The following is a 20,001-nucleotide window of genomic DNA, read 5'->3' on the forward strand; positions in this document are numbered from 1 at the left end:
GTCCTTGCTCCTGTAACCGGCGTTGTCGGCGGTCTGCTCGGTGGCGTCACCGGCGGCAGCGGAGGTACGGGCAACGTCCTTGCTCCGGTGACCGGCGTGGTCGGTGGTCTGCTCGGCGGCGTCACCGGCGGTAGCGGAGGCACGGGTAACGTCCTTGCTCCGGTGACCGGCGTGGTCGGTGGTCTGCTCGGCGGCGTCACCGGCGGTAGCGGAGGCACGGGCAACGTCCTTGCTCCCGTGACCGGCGTTGTCGGCGGTCTGCTCGGCGGTACGGGGCCGGGTTCCGGTGCAGCAGGCCTGCTCGCTCCCGTCACCGGGGCTGTGAGCGGCGTGCTGGGCGCAGCCGGCTCCGGCACAGGCACTGGCAATGTCCTCGCACCGGTCACCGGACTGGTCGGGGGACTGCTGGGGGGCGGCACGGGCAACTGAACTGAGGCCGGCGTGTCCACCGCCTTGTTGCCCTCCCCCTGGTTGGACACGCCGCAGCCCGACCTCGGATAACGAGGTGGGGGGAGGGGACGGCCCTTGCCGTGGGTCGTCCCCTCTAACTGCCGGGCAAATAGAAAGGATTTTCCGATGATGACTACCGGATCCCAATCTGCAGGTGACCTGCTTCGTACCGCGCATCGACTGCTTGAGGACGAGCAGGCGTTCACCGCCGCCGCCATGGTCTGCGGAGCCATCGATCTTCTCGAAGGCGGCCTTTCCAGACCGATCGTCATGCGATCCGCGGCACGCCGCTTCGGGCACGCGCCCGTCAGGTCGAGCGCCTATCGAAGCTGCGCCTGAGAGGGCAACCGGATAGCCCGGTACGGGTCTGGTGATAACTGATCGATTTCTACGGATATATATGGGGCGTTATTGATTTGGAAACGTAATGCCACCTAAGTGAATGCAACTAGCACCGGATCGACGAAGTTCGGGCAGTGGGAGTGACAAGCTGGATGGGCAACGATCAGGCTTTGGTACTGTTGATTGATGACATTGACGCGATCGTCGAGGAACTTCTGACGTTCATGGCGCTGCATGACATCTGCGCCGTTGGTGTACCCGATCTCGATCAGGCAATGGCCATGCTCGAGCAGCACGCGTCGATCCGCGTTCTCGCCTGCGATGTGCGGCTTGGAGGTGAATCGGGCTTGTCGATCGTCTCTCGCATCCGGGATCACGTCGGGCTTCGCGAGCGGGATTTTCGCTATCTTTTCATTACCGGCGACCAGCTCCGGCCGGATCCCGACCTGGACTTGCCTGCCCACCTGGTGCTCACCAAGCCGGTGCAACCGCAATTGCTGATCAATACGCTGAACATGATGCTTGGCGACTTCGACGAAGTGTACGCAAACGAGGAAGGCCTCGAATGAAACCGAACGAGATCACCCAGCGCGATGTCGAGACCTGGGGGCGCTGCACGCCTGCCAACCAGCTCTGTCGACCTGCCGATCGCTCGGCGGTTCAGGACAGCTGCGATATCGATCAGGCCGAGATTCAGCACTTGTTCGAGGGGATGGCGGCGAAAGCCCGTCTCGCCGATCTGGGCGAGCAGAGTTCCGAACTGGCACACGAACTGCGTCAACCGCTGTTCTCCATTGCCATCGCCAACGAGAACCTGCGGCTCCTGCTCGAGCGCGGGGATGCGATGCACCCTCAACTCGGCAAGGCGATCGAACGGATAGCCGAACAGGTGCAGCGCGCGCAAACGATCATCGATCACACGCTGGCCTATGCCTCGGGGAACAGCCGCGGGGTGGTGAGTGCCGATTTCGGCTGCGCGGCCCGGGATGCCGTGCGGTTTCTCGCGCCGTTGTTCGACAAGACCGAGATCGAGGTCGAACAATGCCGCACGCCCGTGCCCGCCAATGTCGGCCTCTGTCAGATCGAAGCGGAACAGGTGCTCGTCAATATCCTGCGCAATGCCGCCGAAAGCATCGAGGCGCGCCGGGAGACCGGCTGGCAGGGCAGGGGGCATATCGCGATCCGTCTCGATATCGCGGAAAACACACTGCGCTGCGTCATTTCGGACAACGGCGCCGGGCTCTCCGGAGATCTGGCGCGGGTAGCGTTCCAGCAGTTCTTCACCACCAAGCCGCGCAACGGCACGGGGCTCGGCCTGCATATCTGCCGACAGGTCCTGGCCAAGATCGGCGGTACGGTGGAGCTTTCGCCCGGTGAGGTCGAGGGTGCCCGGGTGACGATCGAACTGCCGTTGCTCGGCGGGAGCTGACACTCCCGCCCTTCAAGGCCCGCCCTTCAAGGCCCACCTTTCAAGACCGGCGTTCAGATGTCGTCGCGGCCGAGCCGGATGACGAACCGCAGCGGCTTGTGGTTGCGCAGGACGCAGCGGAACTCCCCGGATGCCTCCTGCGCGACCTGCTCCACCAGCCAGAGCGTGGCGCCGTCGATCGGACGGGCGGGCATCGGGTTGCCGTCCTCGTCGATGCAATCGACGGTGATCACGACATGGGCCGGGGTGAGGCTGGCATTCAGCAGGACCTCGCCCTTGTGCTTCCTGCCGTCCTTGCCCAGAAAACTGGAGAAGGCGCTGAGCAGGGCCGCCACCGCCATCATTTGTAATGCGCCGTACTGACCGGGCACGAGGTGGGTCAGGGCGGCGCCGCGTACATGTATCGCCACGCCGTGGTGCCGCACGTTGGAGCGGGTCGTGGCGATCGCGCAGTCCAGCGCGCTATGGACGGTCAACGGCGCGTCACCTTCGCGGCCGTCCCGGCCGAACCAGCGGAACAGGCTGAGAATATGCGCCGCGCCTTCGGTATGGGTGGCGATGCGCCCGACACGCTCCTGGATCTGCTGGCGGCTCGCTTCGTCCATGTCGAGGTGGCTGACGATGTAGTCCATGTTGGCATTGGCCATCGAAATCACGTTCAGCGGCTGTGCCAGGTCGTGCAGCATACCGCTGGCGATGCGGCCGAGCAGGAGGTCGCGGGTGACTTCGGCCATGCCGCCGTCGCCCCACGCCAGCAGCCGGGCATCGACCATGGCGAGATGGCGGGCGATCCCGGCGCCGATGAATGCCGCACAAAGCGAGGCGACGATGCCCAGGATCGGACCGACGATTGGCCCGGCAAGGAAATAGAGGAACAGGCACAAGGCTCCGGTCGTCATGGCGGCAGGCCACGACCAGCGGGGAACACGCAGCAGCATGGTCGTAAAGTGCCGGGGCAGCAGCGCAGTCCCGCAAAGGAGCACGAGATCGATCCAGAACATCGACGACGTCACCGCCGCAGGAACCGGAATGGCTCCGAGCCCCAACAGCCCGGCGGCGGCGAGAGACAGGCGCGGGCGATGCAGGACGTAGAGCGCTCCCGACGACGCGGCCGAGATTGCTCCGGCGCCCGGTGAATAGGGCGCGACCAGGCCCAGCACCATCGCGGCTAGCGCGGTTGTCACGGCATAGAGGTGAGTGCCGTCGCTCCATCCACGCCCCTTGCGGGAACGCCTGGGCTCCCGGATTGCCGCCGGAACTTCCGCATTGTCGCCGATCGCTTCCTGGACGGGGATCACTGCCCGTCCCTCATTGATGCTGCATTCGTCAAGGTCGTGCCTCATCGTCAAATCGAGGGCCGGGAACCGCGATCGGCGTTCCGGTTCCTGCCCCTCTGGGCAAGCAAGCCTAGGCTTGCATTGGAGAATTCCTCAGAAGATTCCCGGAATGTCCGTGTCGATGGTGCAGCGGTGCAGGGTCGGTCGGGACGTTCTGGGGCATAGTGTTCTTATTGCCTCGGCTATCGGCGCAAGTCACGAAAAGAACCGAAGTGGGGGTTACTTTTCGTTAATTCCGTAAGGCTCGCATCGCGAATTACGGGCATGTTACGCTTTACACCGATCTACCGGTCCACGCCGCGTAGCAGGCAGCGGGAATCGGCCGCTACGTATCCCCTCGTATCGGCTCCTTCTCCATGAGGGCGGGAATCCAGTCCGGGTTACCATTCACGAATGGAAACGAACCTGTCCCGGCAAGGAACGGTTCGGGTTTTTCCGCGGAGTGCAGGGGCAGCACTCCGTTTGCGTAAGCGCAATGGCAAAGGGGAATTGCATGCGCCTGGGTTCAAAAGCGAAGCTGACGATCACTGTCGGGCTCGTTGCGGCCGCAACGTTCGGCTTCCTGGGCATCAGGGAGCTGGGACGTTCGGCCACGCCGCGCGCCGTGCCGGTATCGGGCATGGCAGCCGGGACTTCGCAGGTCGAGGGGGCCATCCTCGCCGTCGCCACGCGCGACGTGAAGATCGGGGAGACGATCACGGCGGACATGATCCGCAATGCTTCCCTCGATCCCGCACGCGTCCCCGGTGCCGCGACGCCGGCCGAAGTCGTCGGCCGCGTCGCCACCCGCGACATTCGCGCCAACACGCCGATCCCGCGCGAAGCTCTGCAACAGGAGGGCAAGCTGGCCATCCGGGTGCCGGTCGGCATGCGCGCGATCAGCATCGACACCACGGCGGAGATCGCGGTGGCCGGGCTCGTGCGTCCGGGCGACCGTGTCGATGTGCAGGTGGTCTATCCCGGCGAGGATGCGATCGGAGGAGCGCGCGGCAACGGGCGCAGCCGGTCCACCACGCTGCTGCAGATGGTCCCGGTGCTGGCGGTCGGCGAAGTCGTCGTCGGCGAGCCGGTCAAGGACGGCGTGACGGGCGCGGTATCCGCGCCGCCGCCTCCCGCGCGCAACCTGACGCTGGCCCTCGATCCGCAGCAGGTGTCCGAACTCTCGCTCGCGAAGAGCACCGGCGCGCTCTACCTCTCGCTGCGCAATCCCGAGGACAAGCAGGAAGTCGCGACGGCGCAGGTCGCATCCATTCTCGAGGCTCCCTCGGCGGCGGCAAGGCCGACGCCGGCGTTTGCCGCCGCGCCTCCCCCTCGCGCGGCGGCAGCGCCTCCCGTCAGGACGGCCCAGCCTCGCCGCGCTCCCGCCCCCCATGCGATCGAACTGGTGGTCGGCGGCAATCGCGAAACGATTTATTCGGGGAGTGGCGCGCAATGAAGCCGCCGTATTCAACTGCACTGCTCGCCTGCGTCGCCGTTCTGGCGCCGGGTGTCGCTCATGCGCAGGATCAGCGCACACTCCAGGTGGACGAGGCGGAGACGCTGCGCTTCACGCGCTCGATCGCCCGCATCGAGGTGAACCGGGACAACGTGATCGCCGTCTCGGCGCCGACCTCGCAGTCGCTGCGGGTCAGCGGGCAGGGAGCGGGCGAAGCGACCCTCGCGGTCTATGCGGCGGACGGCTCGATCATCGGACAGACGCAGTTCCACGTCGATCCGCCTGCGCCGACTTATGCGACTGCAAACGGGCCGCTGCGCGCGGGCGAGAAAGTGGTCGCCGTCGACGTGCAGTTCGCGGCGGTGTCCTCTTCGACGCTCAAGGCGCTGGGCTTCAGCTTCGCCAAGCTGTCGGGCGACATCCAGGGCGCTCTCGTGCCGTCGAGCAGCCTCAACGGCTATTCGTTCAATGGTTCGGGCAGCGGCGGCACTTCGACGCCCGGTCTCAACATCGACGCCTCGGCGCCTATTCAGAGCGCCTTCAACCTGTTCCTGAGCAGCCGCAATCGCGGCATCGGTGCCGTCCTCTCGGCGCTGTCCTCGAACGGCCTCTCGCAGCTCCTCGCGCAGCCGACGCTGCTGGTGCGCTCCGGTGAAAAGGCGAGCTTCCTGGCGGGCGGCGAATTTCCCGTGCCGGTTCCGCAGTCGACCGGGGGCAACGGCAACACGATCTCGATCCAGTACAAGGAATTCGGCGTGCGCCTGTCGGTGACGCCTTATGTGCTGAACGAGAACAGCATCGTCCTGAAGCTGGCCCCCGAAGTCAGCGAGCTGGACTACAACAACGGCGTCCAGCTTCAGGGCTACACGGTGCCCGGCATTCGCCGCCGCTCGACCGAGACGACGGTGGAACTGGGCAGCGGCCAGAGCTTCGTGATTGCGGGGCTCAACTATTCGAACAGCTCGGTCACCAAGGACAAGGTGCCGTTCCTCGGCGACCTGCCCGTGCTCGGGGCCTTCTTCAAGCGGCAGCAGAACCAGAAGGAGCGGCAGGAGCTGATCATCGTCGCAACGCCCCGGCTCGTCGAGCCCGAGGCCGTGAAGCCCATGCTGGCGACCGCCAACAAGTCGGTCGATCCCACCATCGGACAGATGATCGTCGGCAACGACGGGGTCGAGCAAGGCATCCGGACCTTTGGCGTGGTGAGGCGCTGACATGGCACGCATTCATCTTCTTTCGATCGACCGCGCCTTGGCGCAGCGCATCTCCGACGCGATGGGCGCGCACGTGGCGGTCGAGATGGTGCAGTCGCTTGACGGCGCCGAATTCGACGGACCGGGCATCGTCGTCATCGACCATGCGTCGATCCCGGCCGAGCGCGCCATGGCCTCGGTCATCACCGAAGTCTCGCAGGCGGCGGGCGGACGCTCGATCGTGCTGGCGACCGAGGACATGTATGCAGGCCACGTCCTGCAGGCGATCCGCGCCGGTGCGACCGACGTGATGCCGCGCGGCGCAGTGGCTGCGGAAGTCAGCGAAATCCTCTCGCGCGTGCTCAACACCTCGCTGGCGAGCCATGGGCGGCTCGGCCGCTTCACGCTGGTTCTGGGCACCGATCGCGACGCGACGGCGGTGATCGCGACCGACATGGCGCTGGCCCACTGCCTCGACGGCACCTCGACGCTGCTGATCGACTGCACCCTGCCGTCCAGCACGGCCGAGGCCTATCTCGACCTCAAGGTGGACTACGGCCTGGCCTCGGCCATTTCCGACATCGATCGTATGGATGCCAGCCTGCTCGGCGATGCGCTGGCCCATCACGATCGCTCGGGGCTGTCGCTGCTGACGCTTGATGGCGGCACCGGCACGGAGCCGGTCGGCATCGGCCCTGCCGATATCGTGGGATTGATCCAGCTGCTGCGCACGAGTTGCGGCCACGTCGTGCTTTGCGGCGGCTCGCTGCGCAATGGCGGGCTGCTGCGCGAACTGGCCTCGCAGGCGCAGAGCGTCGAAGTGGTCTGCAGCCAGTCGATCCGTGAACTCGACGCGACCCGTCGCCTGCTAGACCGCGTGGCGATGGACACCGCCAGCGCGCAGCGGCTGCGGCTGCTGGTGTGGGAGCATGATCCGCGCATCCTGCTCGACGGTCGCCGTATCGCCGATGCGCTCGACATCGACACCGTGCTCGGCGTGCCGGTTGACCACGTGCAGCAGCGCAACGCGCTCAACGCGGGCCGGCCGCTGATGATGGAGCGCGACGCGGGCAGCTATGCCCAGGCGATCCGCCGCGCCTGCGGCATCGCCACGCAGTCCAAGAGCACGAACTTCGGCATCGACCGGATGCGCCGCGCCATCCTGCGTTCGGTGGAGCGTAGCGCATGAGCCTGCTCACCAACGATTTCGTCCCCGAGGAGGCGCTGTCCGAACCCAAGCGCAAGGCGCCGATCGCCCAGCCTGCGGCCCAGCGGATGAGCGACAGCTACCAGGCGGTCAAGGCGCTGACCTGCGCCCAGGTCATCGAACAACTCGAGACGCAGGGCATCACTGCCGAGGCGCTGGATCGACGCACGCTGCGCCAGGAGATCGAGCAGGTCATCAGCAGCCGCAGCCGCCGCGGCCAGCTTGCGCTCAACAGCGCCGAGCGGTTGCTGCTGATCGAGGATATCGAGGACGAGGTGGTCGGTCTCGGCCCGCTCGCGCCTTTGCTGCGCGATGCGAGCATCGACGACATCATCGTCAACGGCGCCAACACCATCTACGCCGAGCGTGCGGGCATACTGGAGCGGGTCGAGACCCGTTTTCGCGACGACGCGCACCTCATGAACATCATCCAGCGCATCGTCGGCCCGATCGGCCGCCGCGTGGACGAGGCGACGCCTTTCGTCGATGCGCGCCTTGCCGATGGTTCGCGCGTCAACATCGTCATTCCGCCGATCGCGCTCGACGGCCCGCTGGTTTCGATCCGCAAGTTCCGGCTCCAGGCGCTGAGCATTGAGGACTGCGTCGCGGGCGGCGTGATGAGCCCGGCGATGGCCGCGTTCCTGACCAGCGCCGTGCGCTCGCGGCTCAACATCCTGATCTGCGGCGGCACCGGCGCGGGCAAGTCGACCCTCCTCAACGTGCTGTCGAGCTGCATCAGCAACAAGGAACGCCTCGTCACCATCGAAGACGCGGCCGAACTTCAGCTGCGGCAGGATCACGTCGTTCGCCTTGAAACTCGCCCCCCCAACGTCGATGGCAGCCGCGAGGTCAGCGCACGCGACCTCGTGCGCAATGCGCTGCGCATGCGTCCCGACCGCATCATCCTGGGCGAAGTGCGCGGGGTAGAGGCGGTGGAAATGCTGCAGGCGATGTCCACCGGCCACGACGGCTCGATGGCGACGCTGCACGCTAACACCCCGCGCGATGCGCTCTCCCGTCTGGAGATGCTGCTCGGCTTCGCCGGGCAGCAGAACGACGTACGCGCAGTGCGCCGTTTCGTCGCCAATTCGATCCACGCGATCGTCAACATCCAGCGCCTCGCCAACGGTTCGCGCCGGATCACCTCGGTCGCCGAAGTGACCGGCGTGGAGGGCGAGGCCTATACGCTCAACGAACTGTTCCATTTCGAGGAGCAGCCGCCGATGTCGGGCGAGGGGTTGCACCGCACCTTGTCGCCGCGCCCCTACCATGCCGCGCGGCTCAAGGACTACGCCAGCCCGGTCGTGGACAAGGATGGCCCCGCATGGTGAAGGGCGGCGCCTATCTCCTGCTGGCGCTGCTGATCGTTGGCGCCGTGGCGTGGCAGTGGTTTTCCCAGCGCATGCGGGACCGCGTGACGCTCGACCGCCGGTTGGAGGCCATCGCTTCGCCGGGGAAGATAACCGTCCGGCCGCTGGTGGCGGTGACCGTGCCCGAACGCATCGCGCCGCTGCTCGCGCAGGCGCAGGTCGAACTGACGGTGCCTGCGCTCCAGACCCTGATCGGCGTCATGCTGGTACTCACGCTCATCGTGCTCTTGCTGTTCGGCCCGGCCGCTGCCGTGGTGCTGGTGGTCGGCGTGCCGATGGCTGCACTGTCCTGGCTGCAGGGCCGCGCGCGCAAGCGGGTGGACGCGCTGACCGAAGCGCTGCCGCTCTACCTTGACGGGGTGCGCCAGCTCCAGTCGGTGGGCAATTCGCTCTCGCAGGCCCTGACGCGCGCGCTGGCGGATGCGCCCGAGGCGGTGGCCAGCTACTTCGCGCCGGTCGGCCGCCGCCTGGCGATGGGCGCTCCGGTGGCCGAAAGCGTGCAGCAGCTGGCCGACCGGCTGCAGATTCCGGAAGTCTCGATGATCGCCGCCGCCATTCGCACCAACCTGCGCTACGGCGGCTCGATCGCCACGGTGTTCGGCAACCTCGCCAATATCCTGCGTGAGCGCGTGCGCATCCGCCGCGACCTGCAGGCCGCGACGTCGGAGGCGAAAGTCAGCGCGCGGGTGCTGATCGCGATGCCGCTGCTGGCGATGACGCTGCTGGTCGCGATGAACCGCGCCTATATCGACTTCTTCATCTCCGACCCGCGTGGCCGCAACATGTCGATGGTCGCGATCGGGCTGGAGGTCATCGGCATCATGATCATCCGCCGCATGATGAGGCTGGCGTTCTGATGGCCGGGTTTGTCGCCTCCATGTCGATCTTTGCCGCCCTATCGGGCCTCGCCGTGGCGCTGGTCGGGCTGCGCTGGCTGCAGACCGACGCGCGGCTGCGGGCGCGGGTCGATGGCCGGGCGACGTCCGAAGCGTCGGGTAGCGCCAGTGCGGCACGCAGCTGGCGCACCATGCGCGCACCCCGCGCGCTGCTGGCGCAGGGACGCGACAAGGCCGAGATCGAGAAGCGCCTGCGCGCGGCCGGCTACTTCGATCCGGGCGCGCTCGATATGTTCGTGGCGCTGCGACTGGGTGCGACGCTGGCGGTGATGGCCGCATCGATGGCGACCTGCTTCGTGGTCACCGGCAACCCGCTCAAGCCGATCTTCCCGACTTTTGCCCTCACCGGCCTCACCTACATCGGCGCCAAGTACGCGCTGCAGATGCGCGCGGCATCTCGTGAGCGGGTGCTGACGGCCGAGTTTCCGTTCCTCCTCGATCTCATGCTGATGATGCTGGAAAGCGGCGTCTCGCTCGACCAGTGCTTCCGCGGCATCGCCCGCGACGAGCAGGTGGCAGTGCCCAATCACGCGCGGCTGGTGGCGATGCTGGTCGATGATCTCGACCGCGGGCAGGACTACCAGGTCGCGTTCGACCGCTGGGCCGTGCGCGTCGGCGTCAGCGGCGCGCGCGAACTGGCGGCGCTGTTCCGCCAGTCGCTGTTCCAGGGCATGGAACTGGTGCCTGCCCTGCGCGAATACATCCGCGAATTCTCGCAGCGCCGGGTCGCCCGCGCCCGCGAGGCCATCGGCAAGATCACCGTGCGCATGGTCGTGCTCATGCTGGTGTTCTTCATGCCTGCGCTTTTCATCGTCCTGGCGGGGCCGCCGGTCGCCGCCATCCTCGACACGCTGCGGAGTACCGGGAAATGATCCGTCATCTGCTGCCCGCGACTGTGCTCCTGTTCGCCGCCGGTCCGGCTTTTGCTGCCGATCGTACCGCCGAAGTGCAGGAGGAGACCTCTACCCGCACCTTGTACCTGACGTTGATCCAACAAGCGCGCGCCGATGGCCGTGCCCGCGCTGCGCTGGCCTATCTCGACGATTTCGACCGCAAGCATCCCGACGATCCGCAGGCTCGCGTGCTGCGCGTCAACTGCCTGCTCGACCTCGGGCAAGTCGATGCCGCACGTACGGCACTGGGCCACATCCCGGGCAACGATCGCAGCGGCGCCGCGCTTGCCGTGCGGGGCCATGTGCTAGCCGCCGAGGGGCAATGGGCTCAGGCGGCGACGCAATACGCGGCGGCGTCGCAGGCCAGCCCGGCTGACGCCTTCATCACCAATGCGCTGGGCTATGCGCGCCTGCGGGCAGGACAGACCGCCGAGGCGGTCGAGACGCTGCGGGCCGCGCACGACCTGGCACCGGGCGATGAAGTGGTGCGCAACAACCTGGTCCTCGCGCTCACTCTCAACGGGCGGCTGGGCGAGGCCGACGCGCTGCTCTCCGGCATGACGGACGCCAAGGCGAAGTCGCAGCTGCGCCAGCAGGTAGCGGGCGAAGCCGCGCGGATCGCGGCGGCAGGCAGCGGCATCAAGGTGGCCGGGTCATGAGCCGCCTGAGGGCAACCATCCGCCGCCTGCGGCGGGACGAGCGGGGCGTCGTGGCTCCGGCCGTGGCTGTGCTGGGCGTGCCCCTGCTTCTCTCCGCCGGGCTCGCACTCGATGTGGCGCTCTACTACAGCGGCAACCGCGAACTGCGCATCGCAACGGAGGCAGCGGCGCTTGCGGCTTCGATGCGGCCGACTGACGCCCGCTCGCTGGCCGAGACTTACCTTCAGCACAACGGTTACGACCCTTCGGTAATTCGCAACGTTGAAATCGGTTACTACTGCGCGAACGACGACAGAAAAGCGGCGGACAACGCCGGTTCGCGCTTTTTCCTTCCCGGCGCCCTGCCCGCCGATTGCGCCGGCAGCGCGGTGCGCCCCAATGCGGTCCGCGTGACCACGGGCAAGGGCAGCCGACGGTTCCTGACCGGCGTGCTCGGGGACATGAGCCCTATCCCGGACCTCGCCGCCACCGCCAGCGCGGCGCGTATCGACGAGGCCGGGATTTCCGCCACGTCCGGCCTGCTCGACGTCAGCACCATGGGGGTCGGCGGGCTCCTCCACGCAGTCAACGGCGTGCTTGGCGGGTTGCTTGGTGTTTCGCTGAACTTGTCCGCATCGCAGATCGAGGCGCTGCTCGGCGGCAATGTCGATGCCGGGCTGTTCTTCGACGAACTGGCGGAGCGTTCCGGCTTCACCGGGACTTACGGCGATCTTATCAAGGGTTCCTACGACTTGCGCGATATCGTCGCGGCCGCCGCGCAGGCAGCAGGTCCGGGCGACACCCGCAATGCGCTGAACGCTTTCAACAGCTTCGTACCGGGCGGGCATCGGGTGCCGCTGCGGGGACTGTTCAAGGTCGGTGTGTGGCGCAACATGAAAGTGGGCGAAGCCGACGTGGCGCCTGCGCTGCGCGCGGGCCTCAACGCCTACCAGCTGATCAGCTACGCGGTGCAGGACGATCCGGTTGCGGTCGATCTCTCGCAGGTTATCGCCGCGGTATCTCCGCCGCCGCTGCTGACCGGCAGCCAGGTCGTAATCGCCGCCGCCGCCTCCGGGCCGGTCAACCGTCCGCGTTTCTCGTTCGGTCCGGCAGGCGAGACCGAGGTGGGCACCTCGATGCTGCGGCTCAAGGTACAGGTGACGCTGCTCAACCTGCCCCTCGGCGTCGCGCGGGCGAATGTCCCGGTGATCATCGACATCCAGTCGGCCGATGGGTCGATCTCCAGCATCGACTGCGCGCCGGGAGTGGACCAGCAGACCAACACCACGGTACGCGTCGTCGGCCATTCTTCGCTGGTCAGCGCCTACATCGGCGACATGCCGAGCTGGGCGATGGACAAGCCGCTGCTGCCGATCAAGGCGGCGGACATCACCAAGACCGAAATCCTTCACGTCGGTGTCCCGCTGCCTCTGTTGGCCCAATTGGTCAACGTCACCCTTAAGGGGAGGGCGGTGGCCGAGCCGGTGCTTGGCGGCGAAGTTCGCGGAAACACGCTGGTCTTCGGGCCGGGCACAATAGGCGGCCCTACCCGTTCGGGCACGCCGCAGTCGGTGCTCAACCAAGCGCGTATCGGCAATACCGTGCAGGGTCTCGTCAACAGCCTTACCGGGCCGGGAGGCCTGGAGCTGGATTGCCCGCTGCTGTGCGCGCTGGTCCAGCCCGTGGTCAACGGCAGCGGGCTGATCCCGGCGGTAACCCAGCCCGTAACGGGAATCGTAACCGCCGTCGTGGATCCATTGCTCACCAATGTCCTCGTGGCCCTGGGTATTCAGCTGGGGCACGGAACCTTCTGGGTCGGCGGCGTGCGCTGCGGAGTGCCGGTGCTGATCTAGTTTCAAAATATGGCGCTGCGGGAGCCCCTTCGGCCCGCATCCGCCTCTCTCGACCATGGAGGGATTTGGGGAGTGTAAGTCATGATGAATTCGATACTTAATCTCGTTGCGCGCCTTCGCACGGATGAGCGCGGCCTTACCGCAGTGGAGTACGCGGTGCTGGGCGGCATCGTTGTGGCGGCATTGGTAGCGGTCGGTACACAGTTCGACACTGATCTCCGAGGTGCGTTCACCAGCCTGTTCAACCAGACGCCGGGTTAAGGATCCGGCCGTGCGCATATCGGCAAGGGCACCGCTCCGATTGCTGAAGTGCGATAGGGGGCTCGCAGCGCTGGAGTTCGCCCTGCTGGCTCCAGCGCTGCTGGCCCTCGTGTTCTCGGTTATCGTCTATTCCATCTACTTCACGGCCCAGATCGGCGTGAGGCAGGCGGCGGCCGAAGGGGCGAGGGCAGCAGTCGCCGGTCTGTCCATCGGCGAGCGCGTCACGCTCGCACAGGAGCGGGCACAAGCGGTGATCGACAACTACGGCTCGCTGCTCGGCGGGAAATCGCAGCCGCAGATCACGGCGGGTGCAGGCGACACCAGCGGCACTTTCCGGGTCGAGGTGCACTACGACATGAGCGGCAGTCCGATCATGAAGTACGGGGCCTTCGTGCCACTTCCCGACAGCAACGTCGCAGCCAGCGTGACGGTGACCAACGGAGGATACTGACATGGAAGCTGCAGGATATTTCTATCTTGCCTTTCTTCTGCTCGTGCTCATCCCGGTCGTGGTCCTGCCCTGGGAGGGCCGGACCACCCCGGATTGGCTGTACATGGTGCTCGCCGCGTCTGGGCTTCTCGGCGCGGCGCTGCTGAGCGGTGTTCCGGGGCTGATCCGGGCCTGCGTGGCGGGCGCGGGGAGCCTTGCCATCGCTGGCCTTGCCGTGGCGCTGCTTCGGGCGCACACTGGCGCCCGCGTGCTGACCGGCGGTCAGATCAAGCTGCTGGCCGCGGGAGCGACCTGGCTGGGTTTCAGCGGAACGTTCGCCATGGTGGCGGTAGCGCTGCTGACCCTGTTCGCGCTGGCTGCGTTCCAGAAAGCGGGCGCTGTACGGCGGCGTCCAGATGCTTCGGCGATTTTAGCGGTAGCAATCGTGTCGGTTGCCATGCAACAACATCTACCGGGAATGTGACGGGGCATTCTTAGAATATAACTGGAATGGGAAGACGCGATGCCGAAGAATTGGCGGTCACGCATTGGGGCGCTTCTTGGTCCACAGAATGCCGATGAAGAAGACAACGGAGCGGAGATCTCACAGGGAGCAACGCGAATGTCTGAAATTCCCTCGGCAATGGAAGCCGGTGTATTTCGTCAGGTGGCGCCGGTGCTTGTCGTTGACGACGACACCGACTGGGGCATGGAATGTGCCTTCGCCCTGCGGCAGATGGGATACGAGCCTTTCGTCGCATCGAACGCGGACGAGGCGCAGGCGCTGTTCCGCACGCACGACATTTCCATTGCGATCGTCGATTACAACTTGCCCGGCCTTGATGGCATCGCCCTGATTCGTGAGTTGTCGCGCTATGCCGACGAGCACGAGCGCCAGCTTCGCTTCATCATCGCGACCGGACATGCCACCAAGGATATCGCGATCGATGCCATGCGCGCATCGGCTGCGGACTTCCTTGAAAAGCCGATCAGCCCCGTCGATCTGCGCCGCGCCTTGCAACGCGTGCAGGGCCTCCCCGAAGCGGTGGGTGAGCGCAAGGTGCTGCTCGACAGAATGTCGCAACTGAGCGGAGAATTGCAGCGTCTGGCGGGCCTGATCGATGAGCCCGTGCCCTCGGCCCATCTCGGCCGACCGGCGGAAATCGCGCCGGTACTTCCGGGCGGAGAGGTCGATTCCGCGCAATTGCGAAAGTTCATCAAGGACTTGCTGCGCAAGGAAAGCAAGCGACGGGAAATCGGCGGTGGCGAACTCTTCGGCGATCCGACATGGGCGATGCTGCTCGATCTGCTGCTCGCGAAGATCGAGGCGAGGCGGGTCTCGGTGTCGAGCGCCTGCATTGCATCCGGCGCGCCGATGAGCACTGCGCTCAGACTGGTCCGCCGTCTCGTCGATGAGGATGTGCTATGTCGGCTGCCGGACGAGCAGGACAAGCGGCGGCATTTCCTGGTTATCAACCCGAAGTTCGAACAGCCGCTCATGGTTTATCTGACGGAGCAACTGCACAGCGGCGGATAAAGCTGGCCATCGGCCGCTTCGAGCGATCAAGATGGCCTGATCAGCACCTGCCGGGCCGCACGATCGATTGCGAAGCCGAACTCATCTGCATTGGCGCTGCAACTTAGCCAGTGGGCGCCCGGATGCTCCCAGTCGGCGACGGTCATCGGTTCGCCCTCGCGGTTCTGCCAGGTTACCGGTTCGGGAAACCGCTCGAACAGCGGAAGTCTCGCCGCCCTTGCGGCCGAAAGCGCGCAGGTATGCTCTTCCAGCGCCGTATCGCGTGTTGCCCAGTCGATCCAGCCTATTTCGTTGTCCTGGCAATAGGCGTTGTTGTTACCACGCTGCGTGCGCCCGAACTCGTCTCCGGCGGTCAGCATGATCGTGCCGGTCGAGGCGAACAGGGTGCCGAGCAGGGCTTCAAGATCGCGGTGCCGGGCCGCTGCCACGGCCGGGTCGTCGCTCGGGCCTTCGATGCCGTTGTTCCAGCTGAAGTTCTCGCCATGACCGTCGCGATTGTCCTCGCCGTTGGCCTGGTTGTGGCGCTGCTCGTAGGATACCGTGTCGGCAAGCGTGAAACCGTCGTGCGCGGCGAGGAAGTTTACCGAGCGGCAGCCCTCAGGCGGTGATTGCGAGCCGAAGATGTCGGTCGATCCGGCAAGGCGCGTGGCCAGCGTGCCGATATTGCCCTCGCCTTTCCAGAAGTGGCGGCCGTCGTCGCGGAAACGGTCGTTCCATTCGAGCCAGTTGGCGGGGAACTGGCCGAGTTGATAGCCTCCCGGCCCGATGTCCCATGGCTCGGCGATCAGGACCCGGTCCGCCAGCACGGCATCGGCGGCGATCTCGGCGAAGATCGGTGCATCCGAAGCGAAGCCCGGGCCGCGCGCCATGATCGGGGCAAGGTCGAACCGGAACCCGTCGATGCCGCACTGGACGACGAAATGGCGCATTGCGTGGAGTGTCAGTTCGCGGACGGCGGGATTGGCGAAGTCCAGCGTATTGCCGCACCCTGTGTCGTTGATCAGTTGTCCGTTCGGCGCATGTGCATACATCGCATTGTCAAGACCGCGCAGCGAAAGGACGCCGCCCTGCACGTCGCTTTCGCCCGAATGGTTGAACACCATGTCGAGCAGGACGCCCATCCCCGCATCATGGAGGGCGGCGACGGTCCGGCGCAGTTCCTCGACGCCGCCGGGGCACAGGCCGGGGTCCAGCGCCATCATCGCCACCGGATTGTAGCCCCACGAATTCACCAGCCCCAGCGGGGGCAGGTGCCTTTCGTCGATCCACGCCACGATCGGCATCAACTCGACGGCGGAAACATGCAGGCGGGTAAGGTGGTCCAGTACGGCTGGATGCGCCAGCGCCGCCACGGTGCCGCGCAGGGCCTCGGGGACGTCGGGGTGGAGCATGGTAAAGGCCCGCACGTTGAGTTCGTAGACCAGCCCGCCGCGCGCGAAGCGGCGCGGTTTAATCGGGGCGACCTTGATGGGTGCGGCAACGATCGATCGCGGGATGATATCGGCGGTATCGTTTCCAAAAGCAGCGAGGCGCGGGCTCTGGATAAAGCGGCGATCCAGTTCGACGGCGTAAGGGTCCACCAGCAGCTTGGACGCATCGAACCAGTGCCCCTCGGCGGGTTCCCAGCGCCCTTCCGCGCGATACCCGTAGCCTGCCCCGGAGAGGTCGGCAGGGAGGCTCAGGGTCCAGTTGTCGCCCTCGCGCTCCATCGGGTGGCGGGTTTCCTCTTCGCCGTCGAAGAGGCACAGCCACATCGCTTCGGCGCGGGGGGAGCGTACCGCGAAGCGGGTCCAGCCCGCCTCCACTCTGGCGCCGAGGCTCGTCACGCCGTCAGCGTGCGATAGAGGTCGGCGTAGGCCTTGCCGCTCGCTTCCCAGGAGAAGTCGCTTTTCATCGCGTTTTTCTGGAGGCGCTCCCAGACATCGGGCTGGGCGTGAAGCTGGACCGTACGGGTGATAGCCGCCGCCAGATCGTCGTAAGTGACGCCGTCGAACTGGACGCCGGTGGCACAGCCTGCGGCCAGGGCGGCCGGATTTGCGTCGATTACCGTGTCCGCCAGCCCTCCGGTACGCGCGACGACGGGCAGGCAGCCATAGGCAAGGCCGTAGAGCTGCGTCAGGCCACAAGGCTCGAAGCGCGAGGGGATGAGGATCGCGTCGCCGCCCGCCTGCATGCGGTGGGACAGCGCCTCGTCGTAGCCGATGCGGATGCCGACGCGGCCGGGATGGCGGGCGGCGCCTTCGATCAGGGCGCGCTCCAGCGCAGCGTCGCCGGAGCCCAGAAGTGCCAGTCTTCCGCCGATTCCGACGAGGTGGTCGAGGACGTCCGGGAGGACGTCCATACCCTTCTGCCAGGTCAGGCGGGTGACGACGATGAAGATCGGGCCGTCGCTTTCGTCGAGGCCGAATTCGGCCTCCAGGGCGCGCTTGTTGGCGCGGCGTTTGTCCAGCGTGCGGTGGCTGTAAGGGGCCGCCAAAGCCGCGTCGGAGGCCGGATTCCACACGTTTGCGTCGATGCCGTTGAGGATGCCGTGAACCGCCGCGCCGCGCTCCACGATCAGGCCTTCGAGGCCCATTCCGAACACGGTGGAGCGGATTTCGCGGGCATATGTCGGGCTGACGGTGGTGATCGCATCGGCGCTGGAGAGGCCCGCTTTCAGCATTCCCACGCCGCCGTGGTATTCGACCCCGTCGAGTGCCCATGCGCTTGAAGGAAGTTCAATTCGATCAAAGACTTCGGGAGCAAACCAGCCCTGAAAAGCCATGTTGTGGATGGTGATGACCGAACGGCACCCAGCGGCACCTAGCGGCACGTAACGCAGGTATGCGGGGGCCATGGCGGCCTGCCAGTCGTGCGCATGGAGCACATCGAAGCCCTGTGGCTTGCCCCGCTTGATGATCACCCCGCCTGCAATCTCGGCAGCGGCTTTTCCGAGAGCGGCGAAGCGCTGCCAGTTGTCGGCCCAGTCGATCCCGGCAGCGTCGGAGTAAGGGCCCCCCTCCCGTGTATAGAGAGCGGGGGCATCGAGCACCAGCAGCGGGTGGCCATCGGGCAAGGTGCCCGCCAGCAGCCGCGCCGGGGTGCCGAGCAGCGAGTCCCATGCGTGAACCACCTTGGGCCGCCGTCCCAACGCCGCCAGCACCGAGGGGTAGCCGGGCAGCAGCGTGGTCATCTCCACCCCGTGCGGGGCGAGGGCGCCGGGCAGCGCGCCCGCGACGTCGGCAAGGCCGCCGGTCTTGACCAGCGGCACCGCCTCGGAGGCAACGGACAGGACTTTCAGCGAGGTCACGGTTTCACCATCACAGTTTCACCATCACAGTTTCACCATCACAGGCCCAGCCGGTCGATCATCGGCTTGGTGATCAGGCATACGCCGTTCTCGGTGCGGCGGAAGCGGCGGGCGTCGAGTTCGGGGTCCTCGCCGACGACCAGCCCCTCGGGGATGCGCACGCCGGAATCGACGATCACGCGCTTGAGCTGGGCGCTGCGGCCGATGTTGCAGTAGGGCAGGATCACGCCCTCTTCCACACTGGAGAAGCTGCCCATCTTCACGCCCGTCATCAGCAGAGAGCGCCGGGCCAGAGCACCCGAGACGATGCAGTCGTTCGAGATCAGCGACGAGATCGCATGGCCCCGCCGCCCGTCTTCGTCATGGACGAACTTGGCCGGCGCGGCGACCACCGAGTCCGACCAGATCGGCCATTCGCGGTCGTACATGTCGAGCTTGGGCACGGTGTCCGTCAGGTCGAGGTTGGCGTCGAAATAGGCGTCGAGCGTGCCCGCGTCGCGCCAGTATTCCTCGATCTCCTCGGCCGCACGGATGCAACTGTTGGTGAAGCGGTGGGCCTGTGCCTTGCCGTGCTTGACGATGTAGGGGATGATGTCGCCGCCGAAATCGCGCTTGCTGTCGGGGTCGGCGGCGTCGCGGCGCAGCTGCTCGAACAGGAAATCCGTGTTGAACACGTAGATGCCCATGGAAGCCAGCGCCATGTCCTCCTGTCCCGGAATGCCCGGCGGATCGGCGGGTTTCTCGACGAAGGCGGTGATGCGGTCCTCGGCATCGACGTGCATGACGCCGAAGGCCACCGCCTCCATGCGCGGCACCACGAGGCAGCCGACGGTCACGTCCGCGCCTGAGTTGACGTGCTCCTGCAACATCAACTCGTAGTCCATCTTGTAGACGTGGTCGCCCGCCAGGATCACCATGTACTTGGGCGCGTGCGGCTGGATGATGTCGATGTTCTGGTAGACCGCATCCGCCGTGCCCTCGTACCACAGCAGCTCGGAAATGCGCTGGCTGGCGGGGAGGATGTCGAAGCTCTCGTTACGCTCGGGGCGCATGAAGTTCCACGCGCGCTGCATGTGGCGGATCAGGCTATGCGCCTTGTACTGCGTGGCGACGCCGATGCGGCGGATGCCCGAGTTGATCGCGTTCGACAGCGCGAAGTCGATGATCCGGGCCTTGCCGCCGAAGTAGACGGCGGGCTTGGCGCGGTTGTCGGTCAGCTCCCTCAGGCGGCTGCCTCGTCCGCCGGCCAGGACATAGGCCATGGCATCGCGCGCGAGCGGCGAGCCGGAAGCTGGTCTCATTTTATGTCTCTCCGTAGTTATGCGTATGATTGGAAACTTGATGAGGTAATTCAGGGTATTCCCGCATCAGCCCCCTCGTTCGTCATTGCGAGCGCAGCGAAGCAATCCAGGGCGGCGTAAAACGGCCCTGGATTGCTTCG

Annotated in this window: 19 protein-coding genes and 1 pseudogene; 16 read left to right on the plus strand and 4 right to left on the minus strand. The window is 66.2% G+C overall.

Annotated elements, in window-relative coordinates:
• The 4 genes and pseudogenes from ACYPYD_RS03240 to ACYPYD_RS03255 form a co-directional block, all read left to right on the plus strand.
• Window positions 1-429: pseudogene (locus ACYPYD_RS03240) on the plus strand (hypothetical protein); the annotation flags it as partial.
• Between the two features lie 150 nt (window positions 430-579).
• Window positions 580-789 (plus strand): hypothetical protein, encoded by a 210-nt coding sequence (locus ACYPYD_RS03245; RefSeq protein WP_211151318.1) that lies wholly within the window; start codon window positions 580-582, stop codon window positions 787-789.
• 155 nt (window positions 790-944) lie between these two features.
• A complete protein-coding gene (locus ACYPYD_RS03250) occupies window positions 945-1,361 on the plus strand; it encodes a response regulator (RefSeq protein ID WP_036527891.1) in 417 nt (138 codons plus the stop codon).
• Entirely contained in the window at window positions 1,358-2,221 is an 864-nt protein-coding gene (locus ACYPYD_RS03255) for a sensor histidine kinase (RefSeq protein WP_036527889.1), read from the plus strand. Before ACYPYD_RS03250 ends, ACYPYD_RS03255 begins: the two co-directional genes overlap by 4 nt.
• A 53-nt stretch (window positions 2,222-2,274) precedes the next feature.
• Here ACYPYD_RS03255 and ACYPYD_RS03260 read toward each other — a convergent pair whose 3' ends face one another.
• Entirely contained in the window at window positions 2,275-3,519 is a 1,245-nt protein-coding gene (locus ACYPYD_RS03260) for a sensor histidine kinase (protein ID WP_236727407.1), read from the minus strand.
• A gap of 532 nt (window positions 3,520-4,051) precedes the next feature.
• Here ACYPYD_RS03260 and cpaB point away from each other — a divergent pair.
• The 12 genes from cpaB to ACYPYD_RS03320 all read left to right on the plus strand — a co-directional run bounded on the left by cpaB (window position 4,052) and on the right by ACYPYD_RS03320 (window position 15,271).
• A complete protein-coding gene (gene cpaB / locus ACYPYD_RS03265; protein ID WP_036527886.1) occupies window positions 4,052-4,993 on the plus strand; it encodes a Flp pilus assembly protein CpaB in 942 nt (313 codons plus the stop codon).
• Window positions 4,990-6,207, plus strand: coding sequence for a type II and III secretion system protein family protein (locus ACYPYD_RS03270; RefSeq protein WP_036527884.1), 1,218 nt, complete (start codon window positions 4,990-4,992; stop codon window positions 6,205-6,207). Before cpaB ends, ACYPYD_RS03270 begins: the two co-directional genes overlap by 4 nt.
• 1 nt (window position 6,208) lies before the next feature.
• The gene (locus tag ACYPYD_RS03275; protein WP_036527881.1) at window positions 6,209-7,375 is read left to right on the plus strand and encodes an AAA family ATPase; all 1,167 of its coding nucleotides are present in this window, start codon (window positions 6,209-6,211) and stop codon (window positions 7,373-7,375) included.
• Window positions 7,372-8,724: a CpaF family protein gene (locus ACYPYD_RS03280; protein ID WP_036527879.1), complete on the plus strand. Its 1,353-nt coding sequence runs from the start codon at window positions 7,372-7,374 to the stop codon at window positions 8,722-8,724. Before ACYPYD_RS03275 ends, ACYPYD_RS03280 begins: the two co-directional genes overlap by 4 nt.
• Window positions 8,718-9,620 carry a type II secretion system F family protein gene (locus tag ACYPYD_RS03285; protein ID WP_036527876.1) on the plus strand — a complete coding sequence of 301 codons (903 nt, stop codon included), beginning with the start codon at window positions 8,718-8,720 and terminating at the stop codon, window positions 9,618-9,620. The genes ACYPYD_RS03280 and ACYPYD_RS03285 overlap by 7 nt, the downstream gene beginning before the upstream one ends.
• Window positions 9,620-10,531 (plus strand): type II secretion system F family protein, encoded by a 912-nt coding sequence (locus ACYPYD_RS03290; protein ID WP_036527874.1) that lies wholly within the window; start codon window positions 9,620-9,622, stop codon window positions 10,529-10,531. The genes ACYPYD_RS03285 and ACYPYD_RS03290 overlap by 1 nt, the downstream gene beginning before the upstream one ends.
• Complete coding sequence (locus ACYPYD_RS03295; RefSeq protein ID WP_036527872.1) at window positions 10,528-11,211, plus strand: tetratricopeptide repeat protein; 684 nt, start codon at window positions 10,528-10,530, stop codon at window positions 11,209-11,211. The genes ACYPYD_RS03290 and ACYPYD_RS03295 overlap by 4 nt, the downstream gene beginning before the upstream one ends.
• Window positions 11,208-13,043 (plus strand): TadG family pilus assembly protein, encoded by a 1,836-nt coding sequence (locus ACYPYD_RS03300; RefSeq protein WP_036527870.1) that lies wholly within the window; start codon window positions 11,208-11,210, stop codon window positions 13,041-13,043. Before ACYPYD_RS03295 ends, ACYPYD_RS03300 begins: the two co-directional genes overlap by 4 nt.
• A gap of 81 nt (window positions 13,044-13,124) precedes the next feature.
• Window positions 13,125-13,304, plus strand: coding sequence for a Flp family type IVb pilin (locus ACYPYD_RS03305; protein WP_338043864.1), 180 nt, complete (start codon window positions 13,125-13,127; stop codon window positions 13,302-13,304).
• A 10-nt stretch (window positions 13,305-13,314) separates the two neighbouring features.
• Window positions 13,315-13,755, plus strand: a complete 441-nt coding sequence (locus tag ACYPYD_RS03310) for a TadE/TadG family type IV pilus assembly protein (protein ID WP_459662056.1) — start codon at window positions 13,315-13,317, stop codon at window positions 13,753-13,755.
• A gap of 1 nt (window position 13,756) precedes the next feature.
• Complete coding sequence (locus ACYPYD_RS03315) at window positions 13,757-14,218, plus strand: hypothetical protein (protein ID WP_008831498.1); 462 nt, start codon at window positions 13,757-13,759, stop codon at window positions 14,216-14,218.
• A gap of 39 nt (window positions 14,219-14,257) precedes the next feature.
• On the plus strand, window positions 14,258-15,271 hold the full coding sequence (locus ACYPYD_RS03320; protein WP_051587000.1) for a response regulator: 1,014 nt from the start codon (window positions 14,258-14,260) through the stop codon (window positions 15,269-15,271).
• Window positions 15,272-15,297: 26 nt separating this feature from the next.
• On the opposite strand, the gene glgX is transcribed toward ACYPYD_RS03320, so the two are convergent.
• From glgX to glgC, 3 genes are read right to left on the minus strand one after another with little or no spacing between them, the layout of a single operon-like run.
• Window positions 15,298-17,097, minus strand: a complete 1,800-nt coding sequence (gene glgX, locus ACYPYD_RS03325) for a glycogen debranching protein GlgX (protein WP_083274779.1) — start codon at window positions 17,095-17,097, stop codon at window positions 15,298-15,300.
• Window positions 17,094-18,560 carry a glycogen synthase GlgA gene (gene glgA, locus ACYPYD_RS03330; RefSeq protein WP_036527863.1) on the minus strand — a complete coding sequence of 489 codons (1,467 nt, stop codon included), beginning with the start codon at window positions 18,558-18,560 and terminating at the stop codon, window positions 17,094-17,096. Before glgA ends, glgX begins: the two co-directional genes overlap by 4 nt.
• A gap of 38 nt (window positions 18,561-18,598) precedes the next feature.
• Window positions 18,599-19,861, minus strand: coding sequence for a glucose-1-phosphate adenylyltransferase (gene glgC / locus ACYPYD_RS03335; RefSeq protein ID WP_008831502.1), 1,263 nt, complete (start codon window positions 19,859-19,861; stop codon window positions 18,599-18,601).
• Window positions 19,862-20,001: the final 140 nt, after the last annotated feature.

This window comes from Novosphingobium sp. 11B, assembly GCF_054589055.1.

Excerpts from the sequence above, each read along its gene's own strand:
- ACYPYD_RS03275 (WP_036527881.1), top strand. The coding sequence starts at position 6,209 with ATGGCACGCATTCATCTTCTTTCGATCGACCGCGCCTTGGCGCAGCGC.
- cpaB (WP_036527886.1), top strand. The coding sequence starts at position 4,052 with ATGCGCCTGGGTTCAAAAGCGAAGCTGACGATCACTGTCGGGCTCGTT.
- ACYPYD_RS03285 (WP_036527876.1), top strand. The coding sequence starts at position 8,718 with ATGGTGAAGGGCGGCGCCTATCTCCTGCTGGCGCTGCTGATCGTTGGC.
- ACYPYD_RS03300 (WP_036527870.1), top strand. The coding sequence starts at position 11,208 with ATGAGCCGCCTGAGGGCAACCATCCGCCGCCTGCGGCGGGACGAGCGG.
- ACYPYD_RS03255 (WP_036527889.1), top strand. The coding sequence starts at position 1,358 with ATGAAACCGAACGAGATCACCCAGCGCGATGTCGAGACCTGGGGGCGC.
- glgC (WP_008831502.1), bottom strand. The coding sequence starts at position 19,861 with ATGAGACCAGCTTCCGGCTCGCCGCTCGCGCGCGATGCCATGGCCTAT.
- ACYPYD_RS03305 (WP_338043864.1), top strand. The coding sequence starts at position 13,125 with ATGATGAATTCGATACTTAATCTCGTTGCGCGCCTTCGCACGGATGAG.
- ACYPYD_RS03280 (WP_036527879.1), top strand. The coding sequence starts at position 7,372 with ATGAGCCTGCTCACCAACGATTTCGTCCCCGAGGAGGCGCTGTCCGAA.
- ACYPYD_RS03250 (WP_036527891.1), top strand. The coding sequence starts at position 945 with ATGGGCAACGATCAGGCTTTGGTACTGTTGATTGATGACATTGACGCG.
- ACYPYD_RS03315 (WP_008831498.1), top strand. The coding sequence starts at position 13,757 with ATGGAAGCTGCAGGATATTTCTATCTTGCCTTTCTTCTGCTCGTGCTC.
- ACYPYD_RS03270 (WP_036527884.1), top strand. The coding sequence starts at position 4,990 with ATGAAGCCGCCGTATTCAACTGCACTGCTCGCCTGCGTCGCCGTTCTG.
- ACYPYD_RS03320 (WP_051587000.1), top strand. The coding sequence starts at position 14,258 with ATGCCGAAGAATTGGCGGTCACGCATTGGGGCGCTTCTTGGTCCACAG.
- ACYPYD_RS03290 (WP_036527874.1), top strand. The coding sequence starts at position 9,620 with ATGGCCGGGTTTGTCGCCTCCATGTCGATCTTTGCCGCCCTATCGGGC.
- ACYPYD_RS03295 (WP_036527872.1), top strand. The coding sequence starts at position 10,528 with ATGATCCGTCATCTGCTGCCCGCGACTGTGCTCCTGTTCGCCGCCGGT.
- ACYPYD_RS03245 (WP_211151318.1), top strand. The coding sequence starts at position 580 with ATGACTACCGGATCCCAATCTGCAGGTGACCTGCTTCGTACCGCGCAT.